Source organism: Luteolibacter algae (assembly GCF_042683045.1).
Classification (GTDB): Bacteria; Verrucomicrobiota; Verrucomicrobiia; order Verrucomicrobiales; family Akkermansiaceae; genus Luteolibacter; species Luteolibacter algae.
This window is the reverse complement of sequence record NZ_JBHUIT010000024.1, coordinates 16,051-27,584: the sequence shown is the minus strand read 5'-3', so window position 1 is coordinate 27,584 and position 11,534 is coordinate 16,051. Positions and strand designations below refer to the sequence as shown.

Here is an 11,534-nt window from a genome sequence, read left to right as displayed (position 1 = left end):
TGTTTCAGTGGTTTTACCACAAGAACTCTAAAAAGGAGCTGTCCGATTTTCTGGGGTCAGGCCACCATTATGCTCCGGATAAACTTTGTAGTCCCAGACCTTACCCTGTTCATTGTTCGCTTGATAGGGGCCGAAATACAGTAACCCACCACCAAGAAATCCATAAAAATCGTCGAAACCTCTGACGTTTGGATGATACTGCTTCTGATGTCCAAGATGCCATTTACCCATCAGACCAGTGGAATATCCGGCGTCCTTGAGGACTGTGCTGATGAGAGTTTCGCTGGCGGGGATTCCATGCTCACGATAGTTCCCGGAGCTGTAGTCCGGGAGATTGTAGGAGCCTCCATATTCATGGGGATATCTCCCCGAAAGTAACCCCATGCGACTCGGTCCACAAAAAGGATGCACCGCATAAGCCGATGTGCAGATCGTTCCCCCTGAGGCCAAGGCATCAAGATTCGGGGTGAGAATATCCCGGGCACCGTTAAAGCCCACATCCGAGTAACCGAGGTCATCAGCCAGAATCAAGATGATATTTGGGCGTGGAGCGTCGTCCGCCGAGGCCGTAATTGGGCAAACCAATGAGCCGGCAATAATTAGAAAAACGTGGTTTAGAAATTTCATACAGATCTTTTCCTATCGGTTGGAATGGTTCATTTGGCTGATAGATCAGGAGCTTCGGTTAGTGTTATTTGATCCACGATCACACTGCCATTTTTGCTTTTGTTTTCAAAAAATACCGAGATGGTTTCGGTATCTTGCCCAGTTTTTATTTGCAGGCTCTTCTCTTGGTAATAAGGGAAAATAAAGGTTGTGGAGGATTCGTCCTTGCCGAATCCGTTCGCACCTAGTCGACCTGCAATCCAGACGTTTGCCTGATTCTCCGCAGGGGATGCAACCCATGCGGAAAGCATATAGGTCGTATTCGGCCGGACCTTGATCGTTTGCTCTATCCTGGCATCCTTTTTCAGGAGTGCTGAAGAGTCACCTGCCCTGGACTTGCCGGAAACAATCTCCGCAGCACCAGACCAGGAATCCATCCCCTTTTCAAAGCTTTCGTTGGAAACAAGATTTTCCCGTTCCTCGCACCCGCTGGCTTCTCCCTCGCGTTGCCAGATCCTGCAGTAATCGACGATAAATTCCACATTCTCATCGAAATCGCTTTCTTTTAATGCGGAGGGTTTGATCTCCCAATCAAACGTTTCACAATCGATCCAAATTTTCTGCTCCGAAGTCGCTACCCATTTATCTCCCAGTTCGTCCTTGGTGACACAATTGACAAGCCGGCCATCGACGAAAATTTTCAGGAAATCCTCCGCCCATTCGAGTCCGTAGATATGGAAATCATCGGCCACCCGGAAATCGAGCATATGGTCATTGGTCCAGATTCTCTTGCCAAAGGTTTGGGAGCCTTTTCGCCAATCATGAAATGATGTATGAAAACGTTTCTCCGAATGTGGTTTCTCCGGATTGGCTCCGAAGTGTTCGAACACATCTATCTCACCTCCCGGGCCGGTGCTCCAAAAGGAACTGGAAACCGGGCCGTCGGCTGCCTTGCAGCGCATTTCCATGTAGCCGTATTTGAACTTGTGCCTCGAAATGATGCTGCCGGTGGTAACCGGTGCCGGTTTACCGTAATGAAAACCGTTGTTGAACTTCGAATCGCTGAATTCAAACCCGGGATCCCACCGGGAAGCGATCACTAGCTTGCCATCCCGGAGGCTCACATTTGCAGGATTGAATTGCGAGGGAGCTCTACCTTTCCATTCCCCGTGATAATTTCCATCGAGTCCAAGGTTGAGCCATTTCTCCATATCCAGGGCGTCGCCTTCGAACTCGTCACTTACCTTTTCATTAAGTTTCCAACCACCGTCGTTCCCCGGATCTGTATATGGTAGAATTTCTCCGGCCATCGCTGTGGAGATCGAAAGGCAGGGTAAAACAAGAAGGGGATTTAATTTCATTGGTTAAGGTAAAGGCGTAAAGGTAAGCTTTCCGGCTCTTCCGGAATTTTGGCGAGAGAGTGGAAAACATTGCCGAGGGTTCCAAACAATACTTCAAATGCTGTGAAGAAGTTTTGGAATATTATCCAATAAATATGGCGGATTTTACAAATCAAACAAGGCATTGATTCCCGTTCCGCGACTTTCACCGAACCCTCGACGACCAAGCACTCAGCCGTTTTATTTCGAAAGTTAGCAGATTCTACCTCACGACACGCCCGGAAGCGGATCCGCCCATAAGGGCTTCGACTTCACCGCGTGTTGAAAAGTTGAAATCGCCTTTGATGGAATGCTTGAGGCAAGAGGCTGCTACCGCATAATTCACAGCGATTTGAGGGGTGCTCAACCCGTCCGTGATTAGTGCGTAGATCAGGCCTCCGGCAAAGGAATCTCCCCCACCCACCCGATCCACGATGTTTTTTATTTCGTAGGAGCAGTAAACCCCTTCGACATCAAGCGGCGCAAAAAACGCGGTATCGGAAGAAGCCTCATATAGCATTGCTCCCCAGTTGTTGTGGCTGGCGGAAAAACTCTCCCGCAGCGTGATCGCCACCTTGCCAATGTTCGGAAACTGTTTGACCACCTGTCTGGCAACATCCGGATATCGTGAGGTATCAAGAGATCCGGAATGAACGTCCGTATCGCCAGCCTGGATTCCCAATACATCATGGCAGTCTTCCTCATTGGCGATAACCACATCAACGAAAGGTAGAATTTTTCGCATGGTGTCCTGCGCTAACTCCCTGGAGCTTTTCGCTTTATCCCAATTCCAAAGTTTTCCGCGGAAATTCAGATCGATCGAAACCATGGCACCCGCATCTTTGGCTTCTCGAGCGGCTACAAGAGTCGCGTTTGCCGCAATTTCAGATAACGCCGGAGTGATGCCGCTGAGATGAAGCCAACACGCTCCATCGAAAATTGCCTCCCAGTCATAATTCTCTGCGGGAGTGATCGCGATCGCAGAATCCGCCCTGTCATAGATGACATGACTAGGTCGTTGATTTGCTCCCGTTTCCAAAAAATACAATCCCAACCGACCGCGATCCGTGCGCAGGACAAACTCCGTATCTATGCCGACGGCGCGGATCGAGTCCATGGTAGCATCAGCCAAAGCGTGTTTCGGGAGGGCCGTAACGTATCTGGCCTCCCCTCCGAAATTGCAAATGGACGCAGCAACACTAGCTTCGGCACCCGCATAAGTCACCTCCAGTTCACGTGTCTGTCGCAGACGCAGATTTTCCGGAGCTGCGAGGCGGCCCATAATCTCACCAAATGTAACAACAATTTTGCTCATACTTAAAATTCTCTATTTCAACGCTTCGCGAACTGCTTTTGCCCGCAGGGTAATCGCTTCCCAGTTTTCATCTAAGACCAAATCATTTTTCACAATCCAAGAACCGCCAATGGCAGGAACGTCATCCTCTTTGAGGTATTCCATCATGTTACCGGCGTTCAATCCACCCAGCGGGAAATATTCGATTCCCAGATGTTGATATGGAGCCTTCATACTGCGGAGATACGAGACTCCACCCAATGCCTCGGCCGGGAAAAACTTCACGAAGCGGCAACCGAGGCCGATTGCCGTCTCCAGCTCGGAGGGAGTGGCGATCCCCGGAGCGAACGGTAGCCCGGTTTCGCTGGCGGCCCGGATCACCGCGGGATTGCATCCTGGTGAAACGCCGAAGTGGCCACCTGCGGACTTGACGGCTGTCACTTGCCCGGGAGTAAGAATGGTCCCTACTCCGACGAGCATCCCATTCACCTCGGAGCTGATCGCTCGCACCGCTTCAATCCCCTGGGGGGTCCGCAAAGTCAGCTCGATCACATCGATTCCACCGGCAAGCAGTGCCTCCGCCAATGGAACGGCATGCTCGATTTTATCGATTGAGAATCCAGCGACAATACCGGTGTTTTTCATCCGGTCGATTAGATTGGTTGGAAATAACATCAGCTTTCCTTGATCTCCATGAATTCCACCGGGCTGCCATTATGGATGATAAATGCCACCCGCACTCCCTCTCCCGGAGAAAAGGTCTCCACTAGGATCTCGCGATCCCGGAGAGCCTCCTCCATATCCTCTACCCGGTAGGCTACGTGTGGAATTGTCCGCATCATTTCAGGCATAGGGCTGTCTGGATCGAATTTTACCCACTCGACGAGGAATTCATCTTTGCTGAAATCAGTAAAATGAATCCTACCGGCTTCATAATAACCGTCCCAGTTTTTGTCATCCGTCGTGGGAATGCCGATGTGGCTGAATGGATAATTCATAATTCGTTGATTTAGTTATTTATCGATGAGGATGGAGATCCGTTTCAGTGTCAGATATTCCTCCAGGCTGTATTTCGAACAGTCCTTGCCAATGCCGCTCTGCTTGAGCCCACCATGGGGAAGCTGAACTGAATAATGCGGCTCATTCACACAAACACTGCCTGCCTGGATATCACGGGCCGCCCGTAATCCAACGGAAAGGCTGGTGGTGAAGACGTAGGCAGCAAGGCCGTATTCGGTATCATTGGCTAGCGCTATTTCATCATCTGTATCAGAGAAGGAAAGCACTGGAAGCACGGGCCCGAAGATCTCTTCGCAGGAAGTTTTCATATCCCTACGAACATCGCTCAGAATAGTCGGCTCCATGAAATAGCCAGGGCCATCGACAGCCTTGCCTCCGCAGATCACTTGGGCTCCGGATACTTTTGCGGCATCAATCAATCCCAATACACGTTGCCGCTCCTTATCTGAGATCATCGGGCCCATTACGATGTCCGTAGCACGCTTCTTAGCGTAGTCGATAAACTTTTCATAGACCGATTCATGGACAAAGCAACGGTTCGGCGAGACACAGACCTGCCCGGTATTGGCGAATTTAAGATCGATGATCTTGTTCGCCGCTGCCTCGATATCAGCATCCGCGTAGACCAGCACCGGGGCATTTCCACCTAATTCGACTGAAAAGTGTTTGATGCTGGTGCAGGAGGAATTCATCACCTCCAGCCCTCCCCGTGTGGAACCAATCATGGTGACCAATTCTGGGATATCACTACTCAGGAAGCCCTTGGGCACCTCGTGATTGTCACAGGTTACCATGTTTATCACTCCGTCCGGGATACCTGCCGCACTTGCCAAATGCGCGACTTCCAGCGAAGCCAACGGTGTCAGGGTAGACGGCTTGAGAATTACGCTGCAGCCGGACGCGAGCACTGGCCCAAGTTTGTAGCCGACATTCAGGAGGGGGAAATTCCAGGCGAGGAAACCTACAACTACTCCCAGAGGCTGACGCTGGACATAGTGAAGAAAACGACCGTCCGGATCGTGAAGAACAGGCTGCTCCAATCGCTCTGCTTCCTCCACAAAAAAACGCAGACACGTCGTCAACATACCAAAATCATACTCGGCGTTGTCGCGGGGTTTCCCAGTTTCTTCAATCAATAGAGACACCAGGCGTTCTTTGTTTTCCTCAAGGATATCCGCATACCGGAGGATGATGGTTTTCCGCTCGCCCGGGGTTTTCCCCGACCACTGCTTGAACCCTTCTCTAGCGGCCCTAAGGCAGTCTGCCACCTGTGATTCGGATAAATCGGGAACCTGTCCAATCACCTCGCCCGTGGATGGATTAATGACATCAATCGACTTGTCCGTGGTGACGGATTTTCCGTTGATCAGCATTGGGAATAGTTTGTCAGCCATAAATTTATCTTTCTGTTTCTTGGACACAAAATTGTTTCATTGCCGCCCGGTCCGGCTCGACTCCCAAGCCCGGCGCGGTAGGGACAATCGCGACCCCGTCCCTTATTTCCAATCCTACTTTATACATTTCGTCCCGCATAGGATTGGGCGTCCGGTCGACTTCAAGAAGCGGTTCACAGTATTCAGCCCGTCCCGGCTCGATATAGTTGGTGGCCAGGAAATGTGTTGCAGAGGCCAGATTCAGCATCGTTCCCCATGCGTGGGCGATCGTATTGATACCGTGGGAGGAGGCGATGGCGCGGATTTTCAAAGCTTCCGTCGGCCCCCCGCAATAGGCAAGATCCGGCTGGGCGATGTGAACTCCACCTTTGCAAAGGAGATCCTGGAAGCCCCAGCGGGTTTGCTCGCATTCACCGGTAGCTATGGGCACGTCCACTTTATCAGCAAGCTGCCGGAAAAGGCCCTGATGCTGTGGCGATAGAGGCTCCTCGAACCACGCGTATTTGCACTCATCAAGGACCCGGCCGATTTCCACAGCCTCACATAAGTCATACGCGTGATTCGAATCCGCCATCAAACGCACGTCGGGAAACCGATCGCGCATAGCGCGGATCTGCTTTTTATCGAAATCGATATTTTTTCCTACTTTGATCTTAAGAGCGCGGAAGCCTTGATCCACATAGCTTCCAGCTTCTTCCAATATCATTTGGAGAAGGTTCTCCTCGGAGACTTTCCGGAAATACATTCCGGTCGCGTAGGATGCGACTTCATCGCGCAACCGCCCGCCCATTAGCTCCGAGACTGACACATTCAGCAGTTTTCCTTTTAAATCCAGCATTGCCATATCGATACCGGACATCGCTCCCATCATGATTCCCTTGCGTGAAAAATCCAAAGAAGCGCGCCAGCAATGTTGCCACGCCGCCTCGTTTTTCAATGGATCCCAGCCAATCAAAAGTGGTGCGTAAAAAGACTGGATCGCTGACTGCGTGACTTCGGCCGGCCCATAGCATTCTCCCCAGCCAATGGCACCGGAGTCATCTACTATCTCCACCAGAAGTGCGTTCCGGGTATCGTAATGCCATTGGGAAAAGCCAAATGATTCCTCTAGTTTATGTTGTAGGCGGTATGTTCGGATGGATCGTATCATCGTTTTTAAATTCTTAACTTTGATGGAACTATGCTCCGGGTTCAAAGGGTTGACGCGTAGGTCATCAGAACGGTGGCAATAATGATCACACCCACACCTGCGGACATCAGCTTCAGTGGGCCAGTCACACCTTTCCACTCACCAGTCATCACTGCCACGGCGTTACCAACGATCAATGATAGCCCGAGCATAACCGGCCAGCAGATCATCGTCCCGATTTCTCCCATCAGTGCAACGCCCTGACCGTAGGTTCCAAGTGCTGCGAACCAGAGCAGGCCGGCAATGATTGCCCATTTCAAAACTCTGAACATTCCTGGAATTTTGAATGAGCCGAAAGACTTATTCTTGATGAGCAGAATCATCGCGTAACCGAAGTTCATCAGGTATGCCCCCGCTAGAACCACTACCCAACGGGCAAGAGCTGTATTTCTTTCGAGAGCACCTGCCCGCTCTGCGATTTTTCCGATACCTGCGGTGTTATCGAAGCCGACTGCCAGCATTGCCGAAAGCACACCGCTTGCGATGGCAATCATCAGACCCTTACGGAAAGCCGCTCCTTTCGCGATGCCTTGGATCTCCTGTCCGGCCTCCGCCAGCATCTTGTCACGCTTGAGACCCGCGATCGTTACGATAACCACTGCAAGGGCCAGTAATATTAATCCGCCGAAGATGAACGGAAGAGCAGCAGAATTGATGGACTCGAATCGAGCCACCAGCGGGATAAGAGCTCCGATGATCGAGCAACTTCCCATGACAATTCCATAGGTGAGCGACATCCCGATATATCCCACGGAAACCCCGAACATAATACCTCCGATCCCCCAGAGAAATCCCATAAGGGCTCCGGTAAACAGCTCGTTCCGTGGCGCCTGAGCAATCACTCCGGCGAGATCCGGGACGACCAACAAGGCCCATGCCAGAGGAAAAATCACCATGGCAACTGTCGCATGAACCAGCCACCACGCCTCCCATGCCATCGGCTTCACGTATTTCATTCCGAGGCCGAAAGTGCCTTGAAATACGCTGGCAATAATCACGATAAAAATGGGCAACAGCAAATCATTCATTGCGGGGTCTTATTGGGTTTGATTTTTGAAAGGAAAAACTTCATCCGCCATAGTGGTGGACAACACCAAAAACCTCGTGGATTACCGCGAAAAACTGAATAGCAGATTATCCAATAAACATGGCGGATCCGACAATGATTCTCTTTTTGATTATGTCGCCACCGGCAGCTCGCAAACCGAATCGGCATCTATCGGATCTGCCATGATCTAGGCATCTTTCTGCTGTCGGAATTCCCTCGGCGTATATCCGGTGATTTCCTTGAATTTTCTACTAAAGTGCGAGTAGTCGTTAAAGCCCACACCGTAGCATATATCCATGATATTCTCCGTGCTGCCCCGCAATAGGGAGCAGGCCTGATCCATTCTCAAACCAGTGAGATAGTTGACGAATGACATCCCGGTGGAATGCTTCATCAGCATACTGAAATAACTTACGGAAACACCGCTCATTTCCGCCATATCCTGTAACGTCAACGGCTCGGAAAAATTACTATGAATATAGTTGAGTGCCTTTCGTAGCCCTTGGTGATAGCGTGAAGTGGCTATCTTGAGCACCTTTGGATCAGTTCCGGTTTCACCTTTCATATCAATGTGGATATCCGAAAGGGTCGCCAGTAAATCGAGGAAATGGCACCTTCTGCGCGCAAACACCGCCCCACTCTTCTCGCCGGGTGCGTCCTGGACATTTTGAAAAAGCCGTTGCAGATTTTTCCGATACTTCCCCGGAATCCTTATTTTGACAGCGGAGACATTATCGTCCGCCAAAGAGAGGAATGGCTTGAAAAAATACCTGTTGGGTGACTGGCTTTCTCTCAAATCCTCCAACCCGTTAATACTACTATCCACGATACGGGGCAGGAAACTACAACAATAAGCCTGCACGGAAGGACGTTCTGAATCGGTCCTGAGCAAGTGCCTGACATAGGGTTTGATAATCAAAAGATCGCCCGCCCTCAGATCCATTCGCTCGGTGCTCAACTCATTATGTATCAACCCGCGGGCCACATAAATCATTTCGAAGAACTCATGTCGGTGGAGATCGGATTGCACCAGTGGACGATTTTCGACACTACTCCCCAAAATGGGAAATGGTGATTCCTCGAATAATTCTCTACACGTTACTAAAAATGACATTCGTATTGGGTTTCTGTCAAAATTATCAGCTGGAATGATCGACTGCGCTGCTTCTTTACCGATAACTGCCAAGACGCAGGTGTCGACAACAATCGGCATCAAAACATTGCATATCTTACAATGATTATGGCCGATATCACTCGTCTAAAATTGTCAGAAATCTACGATTTTGAACCTTGAACTACCTTCCCGGGTAGAATTGTCATCGTCAGCAGGTTAGTCTGGCTGAGTCGCTGCCCGGTTCCTTCCATGAGACCACCGGATCCTGTTTATGATTTTTTCAAACGCACCCGATAGATGGTGTGGCTATCGGCTTTAACTCCTGTGAGTTCGAAGAGATCTATCGCTGCGAACAAGTCACTCAATTTTTTAAAGCCATACGTCCGATGATCAAAGGGACCTTGATTTGAAATATGTGATCCCACCGGTCCGAGCGTAGCCCAGCCATCATCGTCCGCCGCGGCTTTGACCGCGGATCTCAGGGTATTCATCAACTTGGTATTCCCCTTTAACTGGTTCTTCTTTGCGGGGCCTGACTCAGCGGAGGAAGATGGCTTGGGTTCATTTTTCCCGTCGCTTGTCTTGTCATCGAGATAAAGGAAATGTGTGCAGCTGGCAATGAACGGCTCTGGCGTTTTATGGTCGCCAAAACCTATCACTTTTTTGCCATCCGCACGCAAGCGCTGGATCAAGGGTGTGAAATCACTATCAGATGAAACCAAACAGAATGTCTGGATATCTTTGGTATATAGAATGTCCATCGCATCAATCAGCAGGGACATATCCGTGGCGTTTTTCCCCTTCACCAGATCGAAGGACTGCATTGGCTGTATCGCATATCCATGGAGCACATCGATCCAGCCGGAAAGCCCGCGCTTGGTCCAGTTTCCATAAGCGCGTCTGATATTCACCACGCCATGGATCGCAAGTTCGGAGATGATAAAATCAATTTTTGCGGATGGTGAATTATCCGCATCAATTAGCAAAGCAATGCTGTCTTTTGGGCTATCTGTCATAAACTTGCCCGACATCATCGGGCATGGCGGGCAAGTTTCGAGAAAATTCCCTGGCTTTGGCAAGTGGACGTTGAAAGCCGTGGCGGATGGGCTAGAAAGTTATTCCAGCCCAGGCACCGAGGACGACCGCATCGCTGATTTCGCCAGTGCCGCCGGGATTTTGGATATATTGTATCGACGGCTGAATATAAGCTGCAGGAGTGAGCTGGAACCTATGTCCCAGTTCATAAACGATCTCATAGTCCGGCCTCGCGGCTCCAGGTGCAACAGGGACATCGCTACTAATATCACCATAGGTGAAGAAGAAGATCGTGCGATCGTCTGGACGGCAAGGGATCAATCCAGTGTAATTTGCGCCAAAGCTGGCTTGAATCGGGACAAACGCGACTTCCTTATCCGCAGAATAAGTGAAGAAAGTGAAGAGCTGAAGCTGATCGGTCACATTCATATCGATATGACCGTAAAACCGCGTCAAATTATCCTCGGAGCCCGTTCCATCAAGCTTGGCGAGATCGAAGCCGATAGCTTGATTAACCCCGAGATAGGCATGCGTTTTCTTTCCGAAGAGCTCGGAATTCCAGTCATATTGAAACATGATGGCGGCTCCGTCGTTCCCATTGATGTCAAAATCCATGCCATGTGAGCTGGCGTCGTAAAGGCGATCATGGAGGTGAAAAATGCCCAGTTGGAACTGATGTTCCTCGGATACAGCCCATTTTGCCCGTGCGCCCCAGGTGGCAAATGGGAATGTGAAGCTTGCCCCATCCTGTAACAGTGCGCGGATAGGACCGTTGATTGAAGTGCTCAAAGAATAACGATAGAGATCGTGGTTTGCGAAATCCTGATCAGAAGAAAAGCGACCCGCCTTGAGAGAGAAATCGTTGCGCCAGGTTTTCTCCACCCAGGCATCATAGAGCCAGGTGGTCTGGCCACCATAGATGGTTTGCGGATCATAGATCCCGCCAACCGATGGGCTGATTGTCGAACCGTGCCGGTTGATGAGTGAGAGCTTTGCGGTGACACCTTCCCAACCTGCCAGCTTCTCCAGATCGAAAATCATTCCACCGTAAACTTGTCCGGTGAAGTTTTCTTCGCTTTGGATACCGCCAGAAACCAGCGCCCCATAAATGGAATCATAATACAAAAATGGAGTGACTCCACTATCGATGAGCTGGGTGCGCAGTCCGCCCCAATCCCCGGTGAGATAGTCTCCGGCATTGAATTCGTTGTCCTCGATCGAGTTGGCAGTGACCAAGGCAGAAGTAGCCGGAGGTTCTGTTGATGGATCTATCTCAGCTCCGTTGGCCGAGATGATGCCGGCTGAAGCGAGTGCGGTGGCAAGTATATGTTTTTTCATGGTTTTTTTGTTTGGTTGGAAAGTTGGTTCACCCCCGGAGGCCGGGGCGTAGTGAGTGCGGTGCACCCGATTTTTCAGATGCGTCTTTAAAAAAGATTCCGGAAGTGGCTTTTGAGA

The 11,534-nt window shown here is 50.4% G+C and carries 11 protein-coding genes; all 11 read right to left on the bottom strand.

Features of this window, described 5'->3' with window-relative positions; all coding sequences use genetic code 11:
* Positions 1-27: 27 nt before the first annotated feature.
* Positions 28-627 carry a sulfatase-like hydrolase/transferase gene (locus tag ACFSSA_RS11310; protein ID WP_386820557.1) on the bottom strand — a complete coding sequence of 200 codons (600 nt, stop codon included), beginning with the start codon at positions 625-627 and terminating at the stop codon, positions 28-30.
* A 29-nt stretch (positions 628-656) separates the two neighbouring features.
* Positions 657-1,967, bottom strand: a complete 1,311-nt coding sequence (locus ACFSSA_RS11305) for a family 16 glycosylhydrolase (RefSeq protein ID WP_386820556.1) — start codon at positions 1,965-1,967, stop codon at positions 657-659.
* Between the two features lie 241 nt (positions 1,968-2,208).
* A complete protein-coding gene (locus ACFSSA_RS11300; protein WP_386820555.1) occupies positions 2,209-3,300 on the bottom strand; it encodes a sugar kinase in 1,092 nt (363 codons plus the stop codon).
* Between the two features lie 12 nt (positions 3,301-3,312).
* The gene (locus tag ACFSSA_RS11295; protein ID WP_386820554.1) at positions 3,313-3,954 is read right to left on the bottom strand and encodes a bifunctional 4-hydroxy-2-oxoglutarate aldolase/2-dehydro-3-deoxy-phosphogluconate aldolase; all 642 of its coding nucleotides are present in this window, start codon (positions 3,952-3,954) and stop codon (positions 3,313-3,315) included.
* Complete coding sequence (locus ACFSSA_RS11290; protein WP_386820553.1) at positions 3,954-4,277, bottom strand: hypothetical protein; 324 nt, start codon at positions 4,275-4,277, stop codon at positions 3,954-3,956. Before ACFSSA_RS11290 ends, ACFSSA_RS11295 begins: the two co-directional genes overlap by 1 nt.
* 15 nt (positions 4,278-4,292) lie before the next feature.
* Positions 4,293-5,693 carry an aldehyde dehydrogenase family protein gene (locus ACFSSA_RS11285; RefSeq protein ID WP_386820552.1) on the bottom strand — a complete coding sequence of 467 codons (1,401 nt, stop codon included), beginning with the start codon at positions 5,691-5,693 and terminating at the stop codon, positions 4,293-4,295.
* 4 nt (positions 5,694-5,697) lie between these two features.
* The gene (locus ACFSSA_RS11280; protein WP_386820551.1) at positions 5,698-6,843 is read right to left on the bottom strand and encodes a mandelate racemase/muconate lactonizing enzyme family protein; all 1,146 of its coding nucleotides are present in this window, start codon (positions 6,841-6,843) and stop codon (positions 5,698-5,700) included.
* Positions 6,844-6,884: 41 nt separating this feature from the next.
* On the bottom strand, positions 6,885-7,910 hold the full coding sequence (locus ACFSSA_RS11275; protein WP_386820550.1) for an L-rhamnose/proton symporter RhaT: 1,026 nt from the start codon (positions 7,908-7,910) through the stop codon (positions 6,885-6,887).
* Between the two features lie 207 nt (positions 7,911-8,117).
* On the bottom strand, positions 8,118-8,960 hold the full coding sequence (locus ACFSSA_RS11270; RefSeq protein WP_386820549.1) for an AraC family transcriptional regulator: 843 nt from the start codon (positions 8,958-8,960) through the stop codon (positions 8,118-8,120).
* A gap of 353 nt (positions 8,961-9,313) precedes the next feature.
* Positions 9,314-10,060, bottom strand: coding sequence for an NYN domain-containing protein (locus tag ACFSSA_RS11265; RefSeq protein WP_386820548.1), 747 nt, complete (start codon positions 10,058-10,060; stop codon positions 9,314-9,316).
* A gap of 91 nt (positions 10,061-10,151) precedes the next feature.
* The gene (locus ACFSSA_RS11260; protein WP_386820547.1) at positions 10,152-11,417 is read right to left on the bottom strand and encodes a carbohydrate porin; all 1,266 of its coding nucleotides are present in this window, start codon (positions 11,415-11,417) and stop codon (positions 10,152-10,154) included.
* Positions 11,418-11,534 lie beyond the last annotated feature (117 nt).